Origin of the sequence: Chitinophaga sp. (assembly GCF_036566945.1) — a bacterium.
Lineage (GTDB): Bacteria > Bacteroidota > Bacteroidia > Chitinophagales > Chitinophagaceae > Chitinophaga.
The window spans coordinates 1-21,957 of the sequence record NZ_DATCVJ010000149.1 but is presented as its reverse complement, the minus strand read 5'-3'; the positions used below and the strand labels follow the sequence as shown (position 1 = coordinate 21,957).

The window sequence follows — 21,957 nt, the reverse complement described above, 5'->3', positions numbered from 1 at the left end:
ATAACCCTGGCGCCGGTATCACGGTTCACATTACCATAGCAATGTAACTGGTTCATGTAAATATCATCCAAACCGGTGGTATGCTCCAGCACACGGCCCGCCGCCTCATCAGTACTTTCGTCTTCCTGTACAAAGCCGCCTACCAGCGACCATTCGCCGGCCATAGGGGCCACTTTACGTTGCATGATCAGTAACTTCAACCGGCCTTCATCAAAACCGAAGATGATACAATCTACTGCCACCAGGTGTTTAGGGGCTTTAGCATAAAAAGAAGCAGCATTCATAAAGGAATTTTAAAGGCAGAATATCCGGTAAAAATAATAAAATCGACCTATTTTTTAGGTTTAAAACGACTGTAATCCGTAACAGGTATTTTATTGACACCTAATAGTCCTAACATATATACCAGTTGTCCCCGGTAAAAGGTACTATTGTTACACACCTGCATAATCACATCCTGTACCCCTATTTTATAGTGTTCACTCTTTTTAAGTGTGTAGGCAATGGTATGATTCAACTTCACCTGGGTGGCTTTCTGCACCCATTCTTCCAGCAACAGCGATTGCTTCAGCCAGGCGGCACAGGCCACTGTAAAAGCATCGCTGAAGCCACGGGTAGGGTCCGTTGCCTTTTCTGTAAGCTGCAACCGTTGGTACCAGATACTTTCTCCATGCCACAACTGATAAACAGTGGCACGTACTGTTGAAAAACCGGCGCCCAGCTCCTGATCCAGCTGTTCCTCCGTTAGTTTAAGCAGCCCCTTTACCAACTGCTGGTTAGCCCAGTAGTTGTAAGAAGTGTAATGCACAAGCATATTTTTCATGTAAAAAAGAGATTAATGCCAGCCCCCAGCAAACATCCTACAAATTACAATATTGTTTTTCATTTTAGCATAGGATATTTGCCCTCTTTTGCTGTTACCCGCTCCAGCCCGTAAGGCCCAGTTGCCTACTCCTTCCCCACAAGGAACTATCAACGGCAAGCAGGTGATCCTGCTATATGGAGGAAATGAACCAGCGGCTTATCCGACGATGACAAACACTTTGGTGGAAGCATTCCCCGGATCCGCCCAATTTTGATTAATTTGCGTCCTACGCAAAAGGACAGTTCATTTACATTTGTCCCCGCAAAACAGGCAGTAATAGTACATTTTGGCAAGCAAAAGGATAAAATCGACTGCTGGCCCGGCATACTAAAACGGATAGCCGATTCACCTGACTAATTTTTAGAAATATGGAAGATATAACGTTAAGGACTGCACGAAAAGAAGATTGTCCGCGTTTGATGGAACTGATCCGTGAGCTGGCGGAATATGAAAAAGCACCCGAGCAGGTGACCGTAACACTGGAACATTTTGAGGAAGCAGGGTTCGGCCCTAACCCGGTGTGGAAAGCATTTGTAGCGACTACCGAAATAAATGGTCAGGAAGTAATACATGGAATGGCACTCTATTATACCCGTTACTCCACCTGGAAAGGTTGCCGTATGTACCTGGAAGATATTATTGTAACCGAAAGATGGCGCGGCAAGGGCATTGGCAAATTATTCTTCGACGAGCTAATGAAGGAAGCAAAGGAAAAACAGTTTAATGGCATTATGTTCCAGGTACTGGAGTGGAATACGCCTGCCATTAATTTCTATAAAAAATACACGAACAAATTTGATCCGGAATGGATTAATGTGAGCATAGAATTACAATAATTTTTCCGCTCATAAAATTCAGGGAGGGTATGTCATCAATCATTATTAATATTGATGACATACCATTCCACTATGATTTTTATTCGTGATTTCCGGACCCTTCACAACATAGCCACACCGCAGCTCTGCGATACTTTCAACGCAGCTTTCAGCGATTACATAGTGCCGTTGCACCTCACACCTTCTATACTGGAACAAAAGATGCAGGGAGAAAATCTGCAACGCAATTATTCCATCGGCGCATTTGCAGGAGAAGAATTAGGTGGTTTCATTTTACATGCAGTAGATAACCTTATACACCCCACTGTTTTGTACAATGGTGGCACCGGTGTAATACCCGCCTACCGCGGGCAACACCTGGTGCAGAAAATGTATGGACAGTTTATCCCCGTTTACCAGCAACAGGGCATCCGGGAAATAATACTGGAAGTGATCAGCACCAATCTACCGGCCATTAAAGCCTACACCAACAGCGGCTTCCACAAAACCCGCATCATCCATTCGTTCAAAGGCGAAGTAGATATGCGTAAACCCGTGGCAGACGTCTCCATAAAAGCCAATAAAACGCCCGACTGGCCACGATTATCCACGTTTATGGATATGGTGCCTACCTGGTCCAACACTGTTGGCAGCATTCAAAGAGAAGGCGCCTTCACCATCACCTGGGAAGCAATTGTAGATGAAGAAACAGCCGGATATATCAGCGTCCATAAGGACTCCCGGCGAATCAGGAACATCGCCGTCCATCCCCGCTTCCGCAGACAGGGAATAGGTACTGCCTTATTGCAGCATGCAGCGGATGCCCTGAAGGGACCTTTGACCATCATTAACATTGATGAACATTTCCCGGAAATAGATACGTTTCTGACACAGGCAGGATTGGAACGTTATTTATCTCAGTATGAGATGAGGGTGGAATTGTAGCTTTTAGCTTTTAGCTTTTAGCTTTTAGCAAAAATGCAGCGGAGATTAAGCATACACTTCATCTCCGCTGCATTTTTATTTTCGCTGCATTTTTGCTAAAAGCTAATAGCTGCACTAATTGATTCCATTCACCACAGTTTCCTTATTAATTTTCTGGATCAATCCCTGTAATACTTTACCGGGACCAACTTCCGTGAATTCGTGACCACCGTCTGCTACCATGGCCTGAACGGATTGTGTCCATCTTACGGCACCAGTTAACTGATCAATCAGGTTTTGTTTGATCTGTGCAGGATCGGTTACTGCGGCTGCTACTACGTTCTGATAAACTGGGCAGGTAGGCGTATTGAAAACGGCCGTATCGATAGCCGCCTGTAATTCGTCTTTTGCAGATGCCATTAACGGAGAGTGGAAAGCACCTCCAACCGGCAGTACCAATGCACGTTTAGCGCCGGCAGCCTTCATTCTTTCGCAGGCTATTTCTATGCCTTTGATAGTGCCGGATATCACCAGCTGACCAGGACAGTTATAGTTGGCAGGTACTACTATTTCGCCGGTTTCGGCGGTAACAGCGGCACATATTTCTTCTACTTTAGCATCGTCCAGTGCGAGTACAGCAGCCATAGTAGATGGTTGCAGTTCACATGCTTTCTGCATGGCATTGGCGCGGACAGCTACCAGTCGTAATGCCGCTTCAAACGACAGTACGCCATTGGCTACCAGGGCAGAAAATTCACCGAGAGAGTGACCTGCTACCATTTCCGGCTGCGAATGTTCTGTACACAGAAACGCGATAACAGCATGCAGGAATACGGCAGGCTGTGTAACGTTGGTTTGTTTCAGGTCTTCATCTGTACCACTGAACATGATATCAGAAATACGGAAACCTAAAATTTCATTGGCTTGCTCAAAAAGTTCTTTAGCTTTTGCGTTGGTGTCGTACAGATTTTTGCCCATACCCGGAAACTGTGATCCTTGTCCGGGAAATACGTAAGCATGCTTCATGTTGATATATTGTGTTTTAGCTTTGCGCGCGATTTTTTGTCTTAACCAGGATTATACTGATTTTGATGATTTTCGTGATTTTATTTTTGATTTTATGTTGATGTATGTTGATTTTAAAAGAGCGAAGATATATAAATATGTATTATACATATCTATATATCTTCTATAATCAAAATAAAATCGTCAAAATCAATGTAATCAGTATAATCCTGGGGAAGACAAAATCCGCTATAAGTTTCTTATTTGGAAATCAGTTTCATAAACTCTGCCCTGGTATCACCATGTTCAAACTGGCCGCTGAAAGCGGAAGTAGTGGTGACAGAGTTTTGTTTTTGTACACCACGCATCATCATGCACAGATGTTGCGCTTCTATTACTACGCCAACGCCTTGCGGTTGCAGCGTTTCCTGTATGGCATCGAGGATCTGGTGCGTTAAGCGTTCCTGTACCTGTAAACGGCGGGCGAATACATCTACTACCCGGGCCAGTTTGCTCAGGCCAGTAATATATCCGTTCGGAATATAGGCTACATGCGCCTTTCCGAAGAAGGGCAACATATGATGCTCACACATAGAATATATTTCTATATCCTTAACGATCACCATTTCGCTATAAGCTTCTGTGAATTTGGCGCCTTCCAGGATGGCACGAGCGTCCTGCTGATAACCCTGGGTGAGGAACTGCATGGCTTTAGCCATACGTTCAGGCGTTTTTTCTAATCCTTCTCTGGCAGGATCTTCCCCTAACAGGTGCAGGCATTCTTTATAGTTTTCTACAAGACCGGACGTGATCTTTTCATCGTAACTTTCAATCTTATTATACGCCATTCTTATATGATTTTAGCAAATTTCAAAGGCTGACATATACGTTACCTGTCTCCACTACTTTCCTCCGTAATATTCTACGTATATGCGAGGGGTTTCGTACAACTTAATACAATGCAGTTGTACTTCTACCGGCAGGTGTTTAGCCAGTTGATCCCAGATAGCAATAGAAAGATTTTCAGCGGAGGTGAACTTACCTGCCATGAAATCTACATCCATATTTAAGTTCCGGTGATCTATCTTTTCGATAACAGCATCCCGGATGATAACACCTAAAGTCTTGGCATTGAATACAAAACCCGTTTCCGGATCAGGATTACCTTTTATCGTAACGTGCAGTTCGTAATTATGACCATGCCAGTTTTCATTGGCGCATTTCCCAAAAACTTCTTCGTTCTTTTCTTTGCTCCAAGCCGGGTTAGATAACTTATGCGCTGCATTGAAGTTTTCTACTCGCGTTAAATAAATCATTATTGCAAAAAATTTTTGCAAAAATACCACTATTAAATGAGTAGCCCCAAATTATCCTAATTCCTGTCAATTGTTTTACATGGGGAGCATCCATTTTTGCCGTATTTTTACCCCATGAAAATACTGGTAACCGCGGCTACCACACTGGAAATACAGCCATTTTTACAGTTCCTGGACCAACAACGCACCACCTTATCCGCCGCCAATGGCGAAATCGATGTCCTCATTGCCGGGATTGGTATGATGCACACGGCTTTCAGCCTGGGTCGTCACCTGATCCTGCACAAACCGGATATTGCCATCCAGGCCGGCATTGGCGGCAGTTTCCGCCATGATTGGGAGCTGGGACAAGTAGTGACCGTGAAACGGGAGTACCTGGCCGATCTCGGAGCAGAAGACAATGATCAGTTTAAAGATTTATTTGATATACAACTCTGGCAACCTTCGCAAACACCCTTCACCGGCACCTCCCTGGAGAATACCTTTGCCGGCCTGCCGGAATTACCACCCCTCCCCATCGCCACGGGAATCAGTGTAAACCTGGTGAGCGGCAGCGAGACTACCATACAAAAACTGGTGAGCAAATACAATCCCGATGTAGAAAGTATGGAAGGCGCTGCATTCCATTATGCCTGCCTCCTGGAAGAAATTCCCTTCCTTCAGCTGAGAAGCCTCTCTAACTATGTAGAAGTCAGAGATAAAAGCAAATGGAAAATTCCTCTCGCCGTAAAAACATTAAATGAAGAACTGATAAGAACGGTGCAAACACTGACCGGCATTTAACAACAGCACAATAAAATTTTGATAGCATATGCATTTATCTTTAGGTTTTTCACCTTGCCCGAATGATACATTCATTTTTGATGCAATGGTCAATAACAAAATAGACACACAAGACTTCACCTTTGATACGCACCTGGAAGATGTGGAAACGCTCAACAACTGGGCATTACAAGGCAAATTATCTGTTACAAAACTGAGCTTCGCGGTATACCTGAAAGTAAAGGATCAATATGAGCTGCTCAACAGCGGTAGTGCGCTCGGACGCGGTTGCGGCCCTTTGCTCATCGCTAAAAAAGATATTCCGCTGGAAGAAATCAAAAACATGACCATTGCTATTCCAGGCGAAAACACCACGGCCAACCTCCTTTTCTCCATTGCCTTCCCGGAAGCAACGAAGAAAAAGATCATGGTGTTCTCTGAAATAGAAAATGCCGTGCTCAATGGCGATGTAGATGCAGGCGTTATCATCCATGAAAACCGCTTTACCTATCAGTTAAAAGGACTGGTAAAACTGATGGACATGGGCGAATACTGGGAAAAAACCACCGGCAACCCCATTCCGCTGGGCGGCATCTTTATCCGTAAGGATGTACCGGAAGCTACCCGCACTCAACTCGATGCGCTCATTCACCAAAGCCTGCAAAACAGCTATACTACCTACCCACACCTCTCTGAGTATGTGAAATCACATGCACAGGAAATGGACGAATCTGTGATGCGTCAACACATCGACCTCTATGTAAATGATTTTAGTCTGGACCTGGGCAGTGAAGGAAAAGCAGCAGTAGCAGCACTGATGACCGCCGCGAAAAAAATCGGCCGGTAAACCAACTGTTTTTTTCGTTCTTTTGTTACGGTATGATCGAAAACAAGGATACAGACCTGTGGAACAGGTTCCGGCAAGGAGAGGAGCAGGCGTTATATACATTGTATGATCAGTATTATCATTTGCTCCTTTTCCTGGGCCTGAAAATATGCGCCAGAAGCGAACCGGTGAAGGATTGTATTCAACAGGTCTTTCTATATCTCTGGGAGAAAAAAGAAGGATTGGGTACCGTTACCAATGTACGCAGTTATATTATCACCTCCTTCAAACGCCGACTGCTATTGCATCTGCAACAGGAAAAAAAAGACAATGGACTATTATCGCTGTGGATCAAACAGGAAACCGGCGACGACATCCCCTCCCGGGAACAACTGCTGATACATCAGCAACAGAATAAAGAAGCCATCGGACGTATACAGGAAGCCATCACCTTACTTAGTCCACGGCAAAAAGAATTGATCAACCTTCGCTTCTACGAAGGCAAAAATTATGATGAAATAGCGGAACTCACCGGATTAACACATCGTACCGTGTACAATCAGCTGTATGAAGCGCTAAAATCCCTCAAACAATCACTGGCTGCAGATCTCAAATCAGGCAACCTAAATTTGAGAATGCTGTTGCTGTTACTTCCCTTATAAATTCCCTTAGATTTTTTTTAAGAAAGCACGCTTAAAATAAAAAATATCAAAATCTGAATATTTACCGGTCTACACCCGGTAAAACGGAAACGATTGTCGCTCTACTTTAAAAATGGATGGGGAATGCTGCCAAAGGACCTGACTGAATTAGACTTATTACTCGACGATACCTTTCTGCAATATATCCGCCGGAATGATGAAGCGGCTGTGGAGAAATGGGAAACATATATCGCACTGCATCCTGAAATACAGGAGAAGGTGGCCGCTTCAATAGCGTTGTATTATAATATCAATACCGGCGAAGCAGCAACCGACAAAGCCATACAACTCACCCGCCTGCAACAGGCCGTAAAAGCAACGGCTCCCGCGCAGGTGCGTGGTATCCGCTGGCAAAGCTATGTGTGGCGGGCCGCAGCAGCGGTATTTCTCCTGGCGGGCCTCACCCTGCTCTGGAAAAAAAGACAGCCCAATACCCCGCCCGTTACCTTCCTGGTATACTCCAGCGATTGGGGGCAACGGAAAATGCTGACGCTGCCCGATGGTTCTGCGGTTATTTTAAATGCCAATACTACCGTAAGGATACCATCCGACTACGGCAATAAACACCGGCATGTAGAATTGGTAAAAGGCGCCGCCTTGTTTGATGTAACAGGTAATACAGATGATCCGTTTGTGGTGACCAGTAAACAAATACAAACTACGGTACTTGGGACCTCCTTCCTGGTAAAATCATATCCATACGAGCCGCAGTCCACCGTTTCCCTGCTCAGTGGAAAAGTAAGGGTGAGCGAAAATTCCGGCAACACCAACGCCCTCACACTCGCCCCCGGAGAACAGGCCCGCTGGAATGAAACAGCGCAGGAAATGACCCGGCAATCGTTCGATACCATTGCGGTCCATACCTGGAAAACAGGTAAACTGGTATTCAACAACGCCAGCGCCAATGAAGTAGTGGCTCAACTGGAAAACTGGTATGGAATACCATTCGAAATAAAAGGAAATCTGTCTAATGCCAAACGGTTCTCAGGAGCCTTCGATAATGATAAACTTGAAAAAGTACTGAACATTTTTTGTTTCACAGCCGGATGTAATTTTCATATACAACCGGATAAAGTAACGATTCAATTTTAATAAAAGCGTTTCCACCAAAATCGCTGAAATCGGGATCACCAGCAGGCTGCCGGCGCCTGTGGTGACCGTATCAACCATTACATTTAAAAATCTGATGCATGACTTTTAATTATGCGCGCCTCCGTGCGCTGTTAAGCACTGCTGTAAAATGGCAGTTTCCAGCTTTGGTGTTATTGATATTGATGACCAGTATGCTTTCATACGGGCAGCAAAAAAAAATAATCCCCCTGCAGGATATTTCCATGCAGGCCGCTTTTCGCAAAATTGAAACTACTTACCAGGTGAAATTCTTTTATGTGGCGGGCACATTACCGGCACAGCGCATCACCCTCCCTTCCAAAGCGAGAAATATCACGGAATTGCTGCAGGAGCTGGAAGCCGCATCCGGATTGGAGTTCAGACTGAGCGGCAATATGATCGGCGTGGTGAAACCTAATAATCCATCTGCCGTAAATAAAGCACCTGCGCTGGTAAAAGGCATGATCACCGACCGAAAAGGTCAGCCCCTTCCTGCCACTACCATCCGCGATATGATTACCGGCAAAGGCGCGGTAACAGATGCCAACGGCGTTTTTGCCATCGCCACAGAAGATGGTCATCCTGTGATGATCAGCAGCATTGGCTATCGCCCTAAAACACAGGCTATATCCGGCACCGACAACCGCATTGTACTCGAAGAAGATGCCACCAGCCTGGGAAGCGTTGTGGTAATGGGTTACACCAATAAACAGGCAGCAGAATTAACCGGCGCCGTGCAAAAAATTTCCGGTAGTCAACTGCGTAGCTCTGTGTCCTCTGCCAATATTTTATCTATGCTGAAAGCAAAAACTACCGGCATGTACATCGTAGAACCCAGTGCCACCGCAGGAGCCAAAGGACAGGTACTGCTCCGTGGCATTGCTTCTCTTCCTTCCGGTACCAGCACCTATTTCGGACCACTCCTCGTAGTAGATGGCGTTATCTCCAATTCGCAATCATTACAGGATGTGGTAAATCCCGCCGATGTAGAAAGTATTACCATCCTGAAAGACGCCGCATCTACCGCTATCTACGGCTCACGGGCCGCACAGGGCGTTATCGTCGTCACCACTAAAAGAGCCGCCCAAAACAGCGGTGTACACGTAACCCTCGACACCCGCTACGGTGCCATCAAACAAAACCGTGCCATCCGGTTTATGAATACCTCAGAAAACATCGCCTGGATGGACAAAATGATGGAACACAGATGGGCGGAATCAACTCCCCTGCAACAGGAATTCCCTACCGCTGCCGATTTTATCCAGCAAAGGAGAATTTATACAGACGAGGATAAATCAAAAGATTTTGACTGGGAAAAAGCACTGTACGACAATGGTGACTTTTCTGATGTGAGCCTCGGTTTAACAAGCGGCAACGATAAAACCACTATCTACGCAGGTCTTGACTGGTATAAAGAAAAGGGAATTACCTTCGGCAACACCTTCGATCGTCGTAACCTGCGTTTGAACATCGAACAAAAATTTTCGGCAAAAATAACCGGTGGTATTAACACCAGCGCCATCATCGACAGAACGATTACCCGTAACGGTATGCCCCCGATGTATATGACCCAGCCATTTGTAACGCCTTATAAAGCAGATGGCTCGCTGGCAGACAGTATCCCGGTGAAACAATCCGACGATTTCGGGGTGCCTTATACCACTTATACCCAGAATTTCCTGGGAGAAAAAAAATACGACAATACGGCTATTACAGACAACCAACACCTGACCGCCACCGGATGGCTCAGTTACAAAATATTGCCCTGGTTAAGCCTTAAAACCACCAATACCATCGATTATATTAATGCACATGGTAACTCTTACCTGGACCCGCGAAGTTATTCCGGTAAATACGGTGGTTATCCCTATCTTTTTTCACCCGGCGCGGCGGGAGTTAATGGCACACTGGCTATTACTGATTCGCGATTTTTTAATTTCATCAGCACCAATACACTCAATGCCAACAAACAATTCGGCCAGCATAGCTTTAGCTTTCTGGCAGGAACAGAGTGGGCGAAACGTCATACCGAAACATCATCTACCAGTTATTACAACCTGCTGGCCGGCGAACGGAATGCCGGCGCCGCTAAAAACTTTGGTGATGCCATCAGCTATGTATACAACCGTCCCTACCGGCCTACAGGCACCTATACAGAACGTGCCAGCTTCTCTGCTTTCGGTGAACTGAACTATAACTATGCATCCCGCTATTTTGCAGCAGCATCCCTGCGTACAGACGCTTTTACCAACTTTGGCCGCAACAAAAGATACGGTACTTTTTATGCCGTCAGCGCTGGCTGGATGATTAACCGGGAAGCTTTTCTGGCAGATGTAAAAAGCATCGACCAGTTGAAACTACGGGTAGTGCACGGAACTTCCGGCAGGGATGTAGGAGATGGATACCTCAATCAAACCCTTTATGCCAACAACAGTCCTTTTCCATATGATAACGCGAATGGTATTGGCGCCGCCATTACACAACTGGAAAACCCGGATATCAGCTGGGAAACAACCGTCAACAATACCATCGGCATTGATCTTGGATTGTGGAACCGCGTAGCAATCAATGCCGATCTCTATTCCAAACTCAGTAAAAACCTGCTGCAACAAGTGTATGTAGGCTCTGCACAAGGTTCTTTCCAACAATATCAAAATGTGGGAGAAGTACTTAACAAGGGACTGGAATTAATGCTCAATACCCGGAACATCGTTTCCAGCAACTTCAGCTGGACCACCAACCTCAATATCAGCTTTAATAAAAACAGCATTCAAAAACTATATAACGATTCGTTGCTGGATGGTTACAGCCGCGCCTATTATCGTTATAAGGGAGAAGATATCAATGTCATCAAAGCCATTCACTACGTAGGTGTAAACCCCGATAATGGCGCACCACTATTCCAGAATTACGACGCTTCCGGCAAACTGCAGGTGGTGGAAGGAATAGGCGATTATGGTAATCTGCGCAACTACCAGTCTGTAGGATCTGCAACACCGAAATTCTTTGGAGGCTTTACCAATACATTCACCTACAAACAGTTTTCACTGAGCGCAGAAATATGGTTCCAGGTGGGCAACTATACCGCTATGAGTCTGATCAATAATTTCCAGGACCCAATGGCCCCCTTCGGCGGCAGAAATAATGTCAGCTGGCAATCTACCCAAAAAATATGGCAGCAGCCCGGCGATAAAAACGCCAACTATCCGGATGTATACAGCGGTAAAATGGATGAGTGGAAAGTATTTACCGGCAACTCTTCTCTCATATACGGCAATGCCAGTCATGTGCGTATGCGCAACATACGACTGGGTTATGACCTCACGCCAAAAGCATTGTCTAAACTGCGTGCGCAGCGTGCAGGCGTATTCGTGAGTATGGATAATGTATTTGTGATTAAGCATAAAGACTATGTAGGCGCCGACCCCGAGGGCGCTCCTATCGGTAATGCCAGCTTCACCGGTATCGGTATCGAAAATGCCAACCCAAGACGTATCACCGCTGGTCTCAACGTAACTTTCTAAACTACTGCCACATGAATCGGAAAATACTATTAGCTGTTATCAGCACCTTTATATTAAGCGCCTGCAATAAACAACTGGATGAACTCCGTCCACATAATGTGACGAATGAAGCAGCACAGTTTTCAACACCTGACGGATTTTCACAGGCTGCCATAGGTTTGTATCCTATGATCACGCTCGGCATAGGCATGGAAAGCAATGCCTTTGGCTATGGTGGCATTGCTATGTTTCTGCCGGAAGCATTGGGAAATAATATTCATTCCCTCGATCTCGGTCCCAATATGAACAGCGATGCGTTTAACTATATCAACTCCGCCGATAAGGATCATAGCTGGACGTACAACTTCTGGCGAGCCAGCTATTTTGCTATTCTTCATGCCAACAAATTGCTGGACAATGTAGCAAAAGACGAGCAAAATCCGGTGATCATACAGGCAAAAGCAGAAGCGTTGTTTATCAGGGCGTTCGTGTACTTCAACCTGGTGCGCCTATATGGCAAACCCTACTACCAGGATGCGGCCAACAGCCCCGCCGTCATGCTGATTACCACTGCTGCCAACGGCAGCGATTTTAAACCGGCACGCGCGACTGTAAAAGCAGTGTATGACCAGATCATCAGCGATCTGGAAACCGCTATGCCATTATTCAACCAGGAGAAGTCTAGTAGTTATGCCGGAAAAATGGCGGCTGCTGCCTTGCTCTCACGTGTTTACCTGTATATGGGTGGCACCTTCCAGCAACCGGAAGTCACGTCCAATCAGAAAGCCGTGGATAATGCTACCGCCGTCATCAGCAGTAACAAGTTTGCTTTATCAAAAGACAATGATTATCGTCAATACTATAACAGCAATAACAAAAGTAATAAGGAAGATATTTTTGCCGGCAATATGGATTATGGCAATTCATCCATCAGCCAGTTATATGCATTTCCAACACAATCCGGATATACCGGCGGCTATTATCGTCCTTCCTCCGCGTTATTATCGTTAGTATCTGCCACTGACCTGCGTTCGGCTCACTACAAAGTGAATGTAACACCGGGGTTGACTAAAGATACCATTGCCTCCGTGAAATACATGTTCGGTTACGCCGCCATCTTTAGCAGATCTCCTTTCCGCTATGTGCGGCTGGCAGAAGTATATCTGAACCGCGCTGAAGCTAATGTTAAATTAGGGAAGAACGATGCCGCACTAACAGATCTTAACATTATTCGTACACGTGCTGGATTACCGGAAGTAACACTCAGCGGGCAGGCACTCTTCAATGAAATATTGCTGCAACGCCGCATAGAACTGGCTTTCGAAGGCCATAACGCTTTCGACTATTTCCGGAATGGCTTGCCGATGATCAGAGATTATGCTTCCGTTGGCAGTGGCGCCATCACTATCACCGCCACCAGCCCTAAAATACTACTGCGTATTCCGCAGGAAGAAATTACGCTCAATCCTAATCTTACACAAAATCCACAATAGTATATGAAGAAAATAATCAGCGTACTATCATTACCGTTAGTCATTGCGCAATTAGCTACTGCACAACAAAAATTCAGTGTATCCGGTACCGTTAGTGGCAATGCACCCGCCAAATATTACCTGCAATACAACAACGGGCAAAAATATATTTCCGACAGTGCCACTATAACAAATGGCCGGTTCAGCTTTGCAGGAACCATACTCCAACCTACACCCGGAGTGTTTTCTGCCACGCTTACCAGGAACCTGAGTGGTGATAAAAAGGAACAGGCTTATCTCTTCCTGGAACCTGCCGCCATGACCATTACTGTACAAAACGGCGATCTGACTACTACCGTCCTGAAAGGCTCTAAAAGCAACGATGACAACGTAAAGCTGGAACAGGAAAAAGAAGCCGCTACGGTACAATACAAACCCCTGATGGAAGCATTGCGCAACGAAAAGGATCATGACAAAGCCGGCGCCATCCGCGAACAACTGGCGCCCTATTTCGAGACAAACAGCCAATTATCCCGAAAATTTATCCGGGAGCATCACAACGCCTTCCTCAGTCTTTACCTCATGCGTTTTGAAGTAGGCAGCATGTCACTGGATTCTGCGAAATATTATTTCAACAGCCTAAGCACCTCGTTACAACAAAGCAAGGACGGGATGAAAATTGCCAAAGAAATAAAACAACTGGAAGATGGATCGCCTGGCAGCATGGCTTTCAATTTCAGCAAGACAGATATCAACGGACAAAAATTGACGTTGGCTGATTTCCGCGGTAAATATGTGCTGCTCGACTTCTGGGCCAGCTGGTGTGTTCCCTGCAGGGCAGGCAATCCTCATTTGCTGGAACTGTATAAACAATACAAGGAAAAAGGCTTTGAAATCATCAGTGTTTCAGACGACGATCGCAACCCCGATGCCTGGAGAAAGGCAGTAGAAAAAGATGGGATAGGTGTATGGAAACATGTACTACGCGGACTCGATATGGCGAAACGCATGAAAGAGCAGCCTAACCCCGAAGATACCAGTGATCATTTCGGTATTCATTCTTTACCTACGCAAATTCTTATTGATCCCAAAGGAATGATCATTGCCCGTTATGGTGGTGGTGGAGAAGAACATGATGCGCTGGATAAAAAACTACAAGCCGTTTTAAAGAACTAGGCATAGAGCGGAAAGCAAAAAGCAAAAAGCTATTGAAGCGGATAACTGTTTATCATCCGCTTCAATAGCTTTTTGTTTTCCGCTTTATGCTTTATCCTTTCCGTAATGCATGTCCATATACTTCCAACGCACGCTTCCGCGCTTCCTCGTGTGCTACAATAGGTTTTACATAATTAAAGCCCTCAAATTCAGGCACCCATTTACGGATATACTGCAGGTCTTTATCAAATTTCTGTGTTTGCAACGTAGGGTTAAACACGCGGAAATAAGGCGCGGCATCACAACCGGAACCCGCGGCCCATTGCCAGCCACCGTTGTTGGCAGCTAAATCATAGTCCAGCAGTTTTGCCGCAAAATAAGCTTCGCCCCAACGCCAGTCGATCAATAAATGTTTGGTTAAAAAACTGGCGGTAATCATGCGTACGCGGTTATGCATATATCCAGTAGCATTCAGTTCCCGCATCCCTGCATCCACTATAGGATAGCCCGTTTCACCATTGCACCAGCGTTCAAACTCTTTCGCATTATTACGCCAGGCTATTTTATCATATTCTCTCTTAAAAGAATTACCTACTACGTGAGGGAAATGCCAGAGGATCATCTGGTAAAATTCACGCCATATCAACTCTTTGGCAAAAGTAGCATTGAGTTCCATGGCATGTTGAAACAGTGCCCGGATGCTGATGGTACCAAAACGCAGGTGAATACCCAGCCGGGAAGTGCCGTCCACAGCGGGAAAATCGCGGGTAGTATCGTAATGTCTGATCAATCCCGCCGGCAGCTCCTTCGATGGAAATATTGGTGCGACTGTCACAAAACCCATGTCTTTCAACGAAGGGATTTTCACTGGCGGTTGCTGATAAAGATGTGCAATATATTTTTTACAAGGGTAAGGTTTGAGATGAAAAAATGTAAGTTGATCATACCACTTTTTACTATACGGTGTAAAAATCGTATATGGCTCCCCGTTATCTTTCAGTACTTCATTTTTCTCCAGCACCACCTGATCTTTGTAAGTATGAAAGGAAATATTTCTTTCTTTGAGCTGCTTTTCCACAGCGGCGTCCCTGCTGCGGGCATAAGGTTCATAATCATGGTTGGCATACACTGCTGCTACAGCATATTTCCCGGTCCAGTGCGCAAATGCAGCTTCAGGCGTACCATAAAAAACATCCAGCGAGCTGCCTTCTGCACACAGCTGTTGCTGCATTTCTTCCAGCACCGTATGAATAAAAGTAAGACGGCGATCCGCTTTATCTTCCAGATCGTGCAGGATATTGGTATCAAAAACAAATACCGGTACTACCGGTATCCCCGCATGTAATGCATAATAAAAAGCGGCCTGGTCTTCCAGCCGCAGGTCGCGGCGAAACCAGCAAAGACTAACTTTTTGTTCCATCTGTATCAATTATTTTCTCCGCTTCCGGCAAAACAAATATGGTGAGTCATCATCGCTGCATTTACTAAAAAACTAACAGCTAATAGCTAACAGCTCTACAGCATTCCTTCATGTAGTACTTCATGTAAAATGGCGGCGGTGGCATTACCATAGCTGCTGTCGCGGAAAAGGCCCACCCAGCGAATACCATAAATGGCATTGGTTAAAAATATTTCATCCGCATTTTCGAGGTCGTCGATATCGAGGGGTCTTTCCTGCACTTTAAAAGGAAGCTCTGCTTTCAGGAGATACTTCCGCATTACGCCGCAAACGCCTCCTTCCGTCAGAGGTGGCGTATAAATTATTTTATCGCGTACAATAAACAAATTAGCAATCGTACTGTCTGCCACACGACCATATTGATTAAGCAAAATAGCTTCATTCAACCGGTGTTGTTTGGCATACATGGCTGCCATTACATACGGCAAACAGTTATTGGATTTAACAGCCGATAATTTATCACAGCTCTTTTTCACATCCGGAAATATATCTGTTACCAAACCGTTCTGATTTAATTCCAGTACCGTTTTGCTTAATTCCCAGGATTGAATAATATAATTGGGCAGGTTGTTGATCGGATCATATAATCCGCCATCAGAGCGAAATATAGCCAATCTTACCCGGGCCATATGCGCAATATTATTTTTGTTGCAGAGATCTATGATCTGCTTAACAAAAAATGCTTTGGTAAAATGAGTGGGAATATCAAAGTGCAGCAGATGTAAACTGGCGAGCAAGCGCTCGAAATGCAGGTCCGCCAGCAATACGTTTCCCTGGTATACTTTCAGGGTTTCAAAAAATCCATCCCCGTATCTGAAGGAACGATTGTCGGCAGTAAAAATCGGGTCAGCCGCAGGAATATATTTACCGTTATAACAAAGAAATCCAACTTGCACCTCGAACTAATTTAGCAAGTTGAAAGATACCATTTATTTGGCGATTTCAGAAGTTTGGGATTTCCGGATTTTGTTTCAGGGAAGTATGTATTGTCGAAACAAAATATCTGATTTTAAATCAATCCGGAATCCCAAATTCATGATTATTTACGTTTTTGTAAACCGCCAAAACGAATGCCTACAAAGCCATCCAGCTGATGCGAAGAACCCAGTAAAGCGCTCAACACACTACCGGAACCTACAAACAACGGTCCTACACGGAAGCTGGCACCAGCATTCAGCTTAGACAATTCATTGTAGCTAACAGGCAGGAAGAAACCGAAGACCCGGCCATCATAGCGGGGAGTAATACTGAAACCACTGTAGTATTGGGCATTGTAAGGCTTGTTCTTACCACTGGCCAATGACAGCTGTACATCCATATTTACATAAAAAGCATGATGAATATGATAGTCACCATTCAGTTGTAAAGTAGTAGGCAGGCTCACGGAATAGGAAGAATTACTGTTATCACCGGCAGGTGTAAAATACTGCGGATATTTACCAAGCTCCGTTTTGTAATTATCCAACTGGACACCATCCAGGTTTTTCAGCGAAAACTGCTGACCGACGGGGATACCAACGGTAAAGGTACCGCTACGCGTAACATCGCGCTCATACTTAATTTTACCAATATCCATCAGGGATACACCTAAACGGAACTTGTATTTATTAGCACCTTTGCTTTCGCTTTCAGGACGGTATTCATATACAGCACCCAACTCCGCGCCAACACCATGACCGGTAAATTGCGTCGCATCTGCTACGTCAAAATCAGACACATTAAAACCAGCGAAGTTCATTCCTACTTTTCCGGAAGCATTAGTCAGGTAAGCATCCTGCTGGCCTTCGTCTACATTCATCGTCGCATGTAAGTGATCAATGTTGATCGTTCCGTTACCTGCACCAGAGAGGTATTTCAGGCTAACGCCGGCTTTCAGGTAGTGCGGTCCCATTACCAGCACTTCTCGTGCTACAGATACCCCGTATTCTGCCCAGGCATTGACAGCAACCCGCATATTAGCGTTGGAATTAATGTCGTAAGGCAGGTTGGCATTAGACGACAAATCATTCATGATCTTATCTGTCAGCTTACCATCCACGTCAGTAACATTGGCAACTACCCGTACGCGGGAAGTAACAGCAAAGGTAAATTTACCTACATTAAACATGGCAGAAGGCAGCATCACGCCTACGTTTACCAGTGCTTTGGTTAAGCCTTTGCTCTGTCCAAACAACTGGCTCTTGATGGTATCCTCGTTAAACGACGACCCGATGTCTCCCAGTTTATACTTTAACTGGTTGTTGGAAACCCCCACATTTACCGCGAATAAATTAACGTCCCAGCGATAACGGCTATCGGCGATGCTGGCAGGGTTAGAAAACACACTGTTTACGCCCGCATAATTACTGGTACGGAAGCCCGCCAGTTCCTGGGCATACGAATAAGTGGTGCAGCATGACAGTAGCAGGAATGTAAAAATCCTTTTCATAGTGATGATTATAGGTTAGAAATAACTAAACAAATGAGGTTAATAATTTAAGTATGTAAAATTATAAACATTTAAATTAATTATATAGTATAAATCCAACTATTTCATAAAAATAAAAATGCCCTGCTCTCCCGGTAAGGAAAGCAGGGCACGGATATGTATATACGTAGTTATCCTGTTAGATATTCATCTCCGGAATTTCACCTTCTACAATCAATTTACCAGCGGTTTTAGAACGGATTTCGTCCACACTTACACCCGGTGCGCGCTCCAATAATTTAAATCCATCGGGCGTAACATCCAGTACAGCCAACTCCGTTACAATCTTCTTTACACAGTTAACACCTGTAAGCGGAAGTGTACATTGGGGCAGCAGTTTACTTTCTCCTTTGGGATTGGTATGCATCATCGCCACAATAATATTCCGCGCGGAAGCTACGAGATCCATCGCACCACCCATTCCTTTCACCATTTTACCAGGAATCTTCCAGTTAGCGATATCGCCTTTATCAGATACTTCCATGGCGCCTAATACCGTGAGGTCTACTTTACCTGCACGGATCATCCCAAAGCTTTCGGCAGAATCGAAAAAGCTACCGCCGGGCAATAGTGTAACGGTTTCTTTACCTGCATTGATCAGGTCTGCATCAATGTCTTCCGCAGCAGGATAAGGGCCCATACCCAGTATACCGTTTTCAGATTGTAACATAATAGAAACACCGGCAGGAATGTAGTTGGATACCAGGGTAGGAATACCAATTCCCAGGTTCACATACATACCATCCTGTAGTTCCTGCGCTATTCTTTTGGCAATGCCATATTTATCGAGCGACATAAAATCAGATTTGAAGAGTGGGAAATTTGATGAACTAGATCTTTACGGTCTTGCGTTCAATCCGTTTTTCATAATTACTACCCTGGAAAATGCGATGCACATAGATGCCCGGTACGTGAATCTGGTCGGGGTCCAGCTCTCCGGGTTGCACCAGGTGTTCTACTTCTACAATAGTAACATTCCCTGCTCTGGCCATAGAAGTGCTGAAGTTCCGCGTGGTTTTGCGGAATATCAGGTTACCCATTGTATCGCCTTTCCATGCCTTTACAATGGCATAGTCTGCGTGCAGCGCCAGTTCCATCAGATGGGGTTTTCCATTAAATTCACGGACTTCTTTCCCTTCAGCGATTTCAGTGCCGTAACCGGCAGGCGTAAAAAAAGCAGGAATACCCATTCCTGCCATCTGGATCCGGGTGGCCAGTGTACCTTGTGGAATCAGGTCTACTTCCAGCTCTCCGGCCAGCAACTGTCTTTCAAATTCTGCATTTTCACCTACATAGGAAGACATCATTTTCCTGATCTGCCGCGTTTTTAACAACAGCCCCAGGCCGAAGTCGTCTACCCCGGCATTATTGGAAATACAGGTAAGGTCTTTCACCCCTTTTTTTACCAGGGCGGCAATACAATTTTCCGGAATCCCACACAAACCAAACCCTCCCAGCATCAGCACCGCTCCATCCCGGATATCTTGTAAGGCTTCGTCGGCATTAGCTACTACTTTGTTCATGTTTTGGTGTTTTATAGATTAACGCTGCCGCTTAACAAAAGGCCGGATAGTATCGGCTTTCGGCAGCAATAGCACGCTGTCTGCATAAGGGAAAAGACTCTTTACCCGAAAACGCAGGGGCGCGTTTTCATCCATCGGGTTACCCAGCCGCTGCTTTTTCGCAGCTACATCTGCCTGCACTATTTGCAGCACTTCTTTTAATCTGCTGGGATGACTTTCATAATATTTATAACTATCCATAAACTCCTTTACCGTCACTTTATGGATATCCAGTATCTGCTTATAGTAAATCTTTACTTTCTCCTGTCTCACAGAATCGTAATTAGGAGAAAAAGTTGTGGTGAATGGTTGCTCATTACTATAGGCATCGGCAATAGACATATCTTCCAGGATACTACTCATTTTCTCCTTGGACATATACTTTGAAGGCACATTATCCCCATCACCACAGGCGAACAAAAACAATACAAACAAAGCCAGGGTGGCAGATTTCAACATCATGTTATTCATTATAGCTATTAGCTTTTAGCTTTTAGTGTAGTGGTATTCTTTAATAGCCGGCAGCTTATTTCATGGCCTGATACTTCTGTGCATTAGGCACGTCCATCTGCGACAGCAGTTCAGCAGCACGACTTCGCTCCTGCGGCATCGCCTTGGCAAATAATTTCTGTAACTCAGTTCCTTTGGCGCTGAAAAATGTCTGCATCAGCATGGAATTTGGAATGTCCTGATGAATAGAATACAACATGTTCAGGCAGTTCAGTATGGCTGCGCGACCTTTGTTCACATCGTCATACATCACGTCAAGTCCCATCCGGTGATACTGATACATCACATCATGGAACTGCAGAAATTTCGCATTCAGGAGGTTATCCTGCAACCAGTAGCGGTTACGATTGCCCTCAAAAGCTTTCCAGCCGGAAATATCTTTCCCATCAGGAGCATTATTGACAATGTTGAGTGCTTTTTTGAAGTACACATCGCCACCACGTGGAGAAAAAGAATCATAGTCCAGTCCCAGGATAATATTTACATAATAAGCAAGAATGGCTGTGAGATTGGACGACAGCGGATCGTTGCCTACTATACGGGTATCGCTGTATTCCAGTTGTTGAAATTCAACGTAGCGGAATACCACGTTATTATCCTGGATATTCAGCAGACTGGTGACATAGCTGCTGTTATAAACGGGTCTGGTGGCCTGTATAGTCAGTGTGGCCTTATAACTATCTGCGCCGGAGGTACCGGTTACGTTGAGCAAAAAATTACATTCTATCCGTTCCGCCGGTGTAAAGGCGTCGTTGGCCCAGTGGCGGTTGTTGAGAAATTCCCGGATAGAATTCTGCAGGGTAGTAAATATTTTCTTGTCTACCCCCTGCACCTGGCCGGCCACTACCGACACATTAGCCCTGATTTCCTGGGCCTGCACGGGGCGGATGCAGCATAATACAAATGCGCCTGCCATGAGCAGGATAAACGGGAAACGGTTATGCATGTTGCAATTCGATTATAGCGGAAACAATATCCTGAGCCACGGCTTGTTTTGATTTCAGCGGGAAACTGGTTTCATTTCCATTTTTATCAAACAGCGTTACTTTGTTGGTATCATAGTTAAATCCGGCACCTGCGTCAGCGAGTGAGTTCATCACGATCATGTCGAGGTGCTTTTCCCGTAGCTTTTTCAGGGCATATTCCTTTTCATTGTTTGTTTCCAGGGAGAAGCCGATCAGCAATTGCTGAGGGCCTTTGTGGTCGCCTAATGAGCGGAGTATATCGGGTGTTTTTTCGAGATCAATATGTAATTGGGCTTCCCCTTTTTTAATCTTTTTATCTGCCACGTTTGCGGGGCGGTAATCCGCTACTGCGGCGGCGGCCACTACAATCGCTGCGTTGGGAAAGCGGGCGGTAACCGCGTCAAACATTTCCTGGGCGGTTTGCACCCTGATGGTGGTTACGCCGGTATGGGTAGTTTGCTGGGAAGTGGGGCCCAGTACCAATTGTACGTTGGCGCCGGCATCTGCCAGGGCTTCTGCAATGGCAATACCCATTTTCCC

The 21,957-nt window shown here is 45.3% G+C and carries 22 protein-coding genes; 9 read left to right on the top strand and 13 right to left on the bottom strand.

All coding sequences use genetic code 11. The features are described from left to right. Together VIP81_RS04385 and VIP81_RS04380 are read right to left on the bottom strand one after the other, a co-directional pair. On the bottom strand, positions 1 to 284 hold a 284-nt coding region (locus tag VIP81_RS04385), incomplete at its 3' end, for an NUDIX domain-containing protein (protein WP_331957260.1). A 47-nt stretch (positions 285 to 331) separates the two neighbouring features. Continuing rightward, positions 332 to 823, bottom strand: coding sequence for a DinB family protein (locus VIP81_RS04380; RefSeq protein ID WP_331957259.1), 492 nt, complete (start codon positions 821 to 823; stop codon positions 332 to 334). A gap of 410 nt (positions 824 to 1,233) precedes the next feature. On the opposite strand from VIP81_RS04380, the gene VIP81_RS04375 reads away from it, so the two are divergent. Both VIP81_RS04375 and VIP81_RS04370 read left to right on the top strand, forming a co-directional pair. Further along, positions 1,234 to 1,701 (top strand): GNAT family N-acetyltransferase, encoded by a 468-nt coding sequence (locus VIP81_RS04375; RefSeq protein ID WP_331957258.1) that lies wholly within the window; start codon positions 1,234 to 1,236, stop codon positions 1,699 to 1,701. Between the two features lie 72 nt (positions 1,702 to 1,773). Beyond that, entirely contained in the window at positions 1,774 to 2,625 is an 852-nt protein-coding gene (locus VIP81_RS04370; protein ID WP_331957257.1) for a GNAT family N-acetyltransferase, read from the top strand. A gap of 114 nt (positions 2,626 to 2,739) precedes the next feature. On the opposite strand, the gene fabD is transcribed toward VIP81_RS04370, so the two are convergent. The 3 genes from fabD to VIP81_RS04355 all read right to left on the bottom strand — a co-directional run bounded on the left by fabD (position 2,740) and on the right by VIP81_RS04355 (position 4,925). Continuing rightward, positions 2,740 to 3,630: an ACP S-malonyltransferase gene (gene fabD / locus VIP81_RS04365; RefSeq protein ID WP_331957256.1), complete on the bottom strand. Its 891-nt coding sequence runs from the start codon at positions 3,628 to 3,630 to the stop codon at positions 2,740 to 2,742. Between the two features lie 239 nt (positions 3,631 to 3,869). Continuing rightward, positions 3,870 to 4,457 carry a GTP cyclohydrolase I FolE gene (gene folE, locus VIP81_RS04360; RefSeq protein WP_331957255.1) on the bottom strand — a complete coding sequence of 196 codons (588 nt, stop codon included), beginning with the start codon at positions 4,455 to 4,457 and terminating at the stop codon, positions 3,870 to 3,872. A 54-nt stretch (positions 4,458 to 4,511) separates the two neighbouring features. Next, positions 4,512 to 4,925, bottom strand: coding sequence for a 6-pyruvoyl trahydropterin synthase family protein (locus VIP81_RS04355; RefSeq protein ID WP_331957254.1), 414 nt, complete (start codon positions 4,923 to 4,925; stop codon positions 4,512 to 4,514). Between the two features lie 114 nt (positions 4,926 to 5,039). On the opposite strand from VIP81_RS04355, the gene mqnB reads away from it, so the two are divergent. The 7 genes from mqnB (at position 5,040) to VIP81_RS04320 (ending at position 14,475) form a co-directional block, all read left to right on the top strand. Next, positions 5,040 to 5,708, top strand: coding sequence for a futalosine hydrolase (gene mqnB, locus VIP81_RS04350; protein ID WP_331957253.1), 669 nt, complete (start codon positions 5,040 to 5,042; stop codon positions 5,706 to 5,708). A 28-nt stretch (positions 5,709 to 5,736) separates the two neighbouring features. Further along, the gene (locus VIP81_RS04345) at positions 5,737 to 6,534 is read left to right on the top strand and encodes a 1,4-dihydroxy-6-naphthoate synthase (RefSeq protein ID WP_331957252.1); all 798 of its coding nucleotides are present in this window, start codon (positions 5,737 to 5,739) and stop codon (positions 6,532 to 6,534) included. A 32-nt stretch (positions 6,535 to 6,566) separates the two neighbouring features. Next, the gene (locus VIP81_RS04340) at positions 6,567 to 7,175 is read left to right on the top strand and encodes a sigma-70 family RNA polymerase sigma factor (RefSeq protein WP_331957251.1); all 609 of its coding nucleotides are present in this window, start codon (positions 6,567 to 6,569) and stop codon (positions 7,173 to 7,175) included. Between the two features lie 123 nt (positions 7,176 to 7,298). Beyond that, entirely contained in the window at positions 7,299 to 8,306 is a 1,008-nt protein-coding gene (locus VIP81_RS04335; protein WP_331957250.1) for a FecR family protein, read from the top strand. Positions 8,307 to 8,404: 98 nt separating this feature from the next. Then, on the top strand, positions 8,405 to 11,848 hold the full coding sequence (locus VIP81_RS04330; protein WP_331957249.1) for a SusC/RagA family TonB-linked outer membrane protein: 3,444 nt from the start codon (positions 8,405 to 8,407) through the stop codon (positions 11,846 to 11,848). A gap of 11 nt (positions 11,849 to 11,859) precedes the next feature. Beyond that, on the top strand, positions 11,860 to 13,320 hold the full coding sequence (locus tag VIP81_RS04325; RefSeq protein WP_331957248.1) for a RagB/SusD family nutrient uptake outer membrane protein: 1,461 nt from the start codon (positions 11,860 to 11,862) through the stop codon (positions 13,318 to 13,320). Positions 13,321 to 13,323: 3 nt separating this feature from the next. Next, entirely contained in the window at positions 13,324 to 14,475 is a 1,152-nt protein-coding gene (locus VIP81_RS04320) for a TlpA disulfide reductase family protein (protein ID WP_331957247.1), read from the top strand. Positions 14,476 to 14,566: 91 nt separating this feature from the next. Here the strand turns inward: VIP81_RS04320 and VIP81_RS04315 are convergent, their stop codons facing one another. The 8 genes from VIP81_RS04315 to VIP81_RS04280 form a co-directional block, all read right to left on the bottom strand. Next, entirely contained in the window at positions 14,567 to 15,874 is a 1,308-nt protein-coding gene (locus VIP81_RS04315) for a deoxyribodipyrimidine photo-lyase (RefSeq protein ID WP_331957246.1), read from the bottom strand. Positions 15,875 to 15,969: 95 nt separating this feature from the next. Beyond that, positions 15,970 to 16,809, bottom strand: a complete 840-nt coding sequence (locus tag VIP81_RS04310) for an aminotransferase class IV (protein ID WP_331957245.1) — start codon at positions 16,807 to 16,809, stop codon at positions 15,970 to 15,972. 143 nt (positions 16,810 to 16,952) lie between these two features. Beyond that, positions 16,953 to 18,341: a DUF5723 family protein gene (locus tag VIP81_RS04305; protein ID WP_331957244.1), complete on the bottom strand. Its 1,389-nt coding sequence runs from the start codon at positions 18,339 to 18,341 to the stop codon at positions 16,953 to 16,955. A 178-nt stretch (positions 18,342 to 18,519) separates the two neighbouring features. Then, a complete protein-coding gene (locus tag VIP81_RS04300; protein ID WP_331957243.1) occupies positions 18,520 to 19,176 on the bottom strand; it encodes a 3-oxoacid CoA-transferase subunit B in 657 nt (218 codons plus the stop codon). A gap of 34 nt (positions 19,177 to 19,210) precedes the next feature. Continuing rightward, the gene (locus tag VIP81_RS04295; protein ID WP_331957242.1) at positions 19,211 to 19,903 is read right to left on the bottom strand and encodes a CoA transferase subunit A; all 693 of its coding nucleotides are present in this window, start codon (positions 19,901 to 19,903) and stop codon (positions 19,211 to 19,213) included. An 18-nt stretch (positions 19,904 to 19,921) separates the two neighbouring features. Next, positions 19,922 to 20,404, bottom strand: coding sequence for a DUF4296 domain-containing protein (locus VIP81_RS04290; protein ID WP_331957241.1), 483 nt, complete (start codon positions 20,402 to 20,404; stop codon positions 19,922 to 19,924). Between the two features lie 64 nt (positions 20,405 to 20,468). After that, positions 20,469 to 21,398: a DUF4835 family protein gene (locus VIP81_RS04285; RefSeq protein WP_331957240.1), complete on the bottom strand. Its 930-nt coding sequence runs from the start codon at positions 21,396 to 21,398 to the stop codon at positions 20,469 to 20,471. Continuing rightward, positions 21,391 to 21,957 (bottom strand): phosphopantothenoylcysteine decarboxylase (locus VIP81_RS04280; protein WP_331957239.1); only part of this gene is annotated, 567 nt, incomplete at its 5' end. The genes VIP81_RS04285 and VIP81_RS04280, both read right to left, overlap by 8 nt.

What these genes read in the sequence shown, in the direction of transcription:
- VIP81_RS04380 (WP_331957259.1), bottom strand. Translation starts at nt 823, where the DNA reads ATGAAAAATATGCTTGTGCATTACACTTCTTACAACTACTGGGCTAAC.
- VIP81_RS04375 (WP_331957258.1), top strand. Translation starts at nt 1,234, where the DNA reads ATGGAAGATATAACGTTAAGGACTGCACGAAAAGAAGATTGTCCGCGT.
- VIP81_RS04370 (WP_331957257.1), top strand. Translation starts at nt 1,774, where the DNA reads ATGATTTTTATTCGTGATTTCCGGACCCTTCACAACATAGCCACACCG.
- fabD (WP_331957256.1), bottom strand. Translation starts at nt 3,630, where the DNA reads ATGAAGCATGCTTACGTATTTCCCGGACAAGGATCACAGTTTCCGGGT.
- folE (WP_331957255.1), bottom strand. Translation starts at nt 4,457, where the DNA reads ATGGCGTATAATAAGATTGAAAGTTACGATGAAAAGATCACGTCCGGT.
- VIP81_RS04355 (WP_331957254.1), bottom strand. Translation starts at nt 4,925, where the DNA reads ATGATTTATTTAACGCGAGTAGAAAACTTCAATGCAGCGCATAAGTTA.
- mqnB (WP_331957253.1), top strand. Translation starts at nt 5,040, where the DNA reads ATGAAAATACTGGTAACCGCGGCTACCACACTGGAAATACAGCCATTT.
- VIP81_RS04345 (WP_331957252.1), top strand. Translation starts at nt 5,737, where the DNA reads ATGCATTTATCTTTAGGTTTTTCACCTTGCCCGAATGATACATTCATT.
- VIP81_RS04340 (WP_331957251.1), top strand. Translation starts at nt 6,567, where the DNA reads ATGATCGAAAACAAGGATACAGACCTGTGGAACAGGTTCCGGCAAGGA.
- VIP81_RS04335 (WP_331957250.1), top strand. Translation starts at nt 7,299, where the DNA reads ATGCTGCCAAAGGACCTGACTGAATTAGACTTATTACTCGACGATACC.
- VIP81_RS04330 (WP_331957249.1), top strand. Translation starts at nt 8,405, where the DNA reads ATGACTTTTAATTATGCGCGCCTCCGTGCGCTGTTAAGCACTGCTGTA.
- VIP81_RS04325 (WP_331957248.1), top strand. Translation starts at nt 11,860, where the DNA reads ATGAATCGGAAAATACTATTAGCTGTTATCAGCACCTTTATATTAAGC.
- VIP81_RS04320 (WP_331957247.1), top strand. Translation starts at nt 13,324, where the DNA reads ATGAAGAAAATAATCAGCGTACTATCATTACCGTTAGTCATTGCGCAA.
- VIP81_RS04315 (WP_331957246.1), bottom strand. Translation starts at nt 15,874, where the DNA reads ATGGAACAAAAAGTTAGTCTTTGCTGGTTTCGCCGCGACCTGCGGCTG.
- VIP81_RS04305 (WP_331957244.1), bottom strand. Translation starts at nt 18,341, where the DNA reads ATGAAAAGGATTTTTACATTCCTGCTACTGTCATGCTGCACCACTTAT.
- VIP81_RS04300 (WP_331957243.1), bottom strand. Translation starts at nt 19,176, where the DNA reads ATGTCGCTCGATAAATATGGCATTGCCAAAAGAATAGCGCAGGAACTA.
- VIP81_RS04295 (WP_331957242.1), bottom strand. Translation starts at nt 19,903, where the DNA reads ATGAACAAAGTAGTAGCTAATGCCGACGAAGCCTTACAAGATATCCGG.
- VIP81_RS04290 (WP_331957241.1), bottom strand. Translation starts at nt 20,404, where the DNA reads ATGATGTTGAAATCTGCCACCCTGGCTTTGTTTGTATTGTTTTTGTTC.
- VIP81_RS04285 (WP_331957240.1), bottom strand. Translation starts at nt 21,398, where the DNA reads ATGCATAACCGTTTCCCGTTTATCCTGCTCATGGCAGGCGCATTTGTA.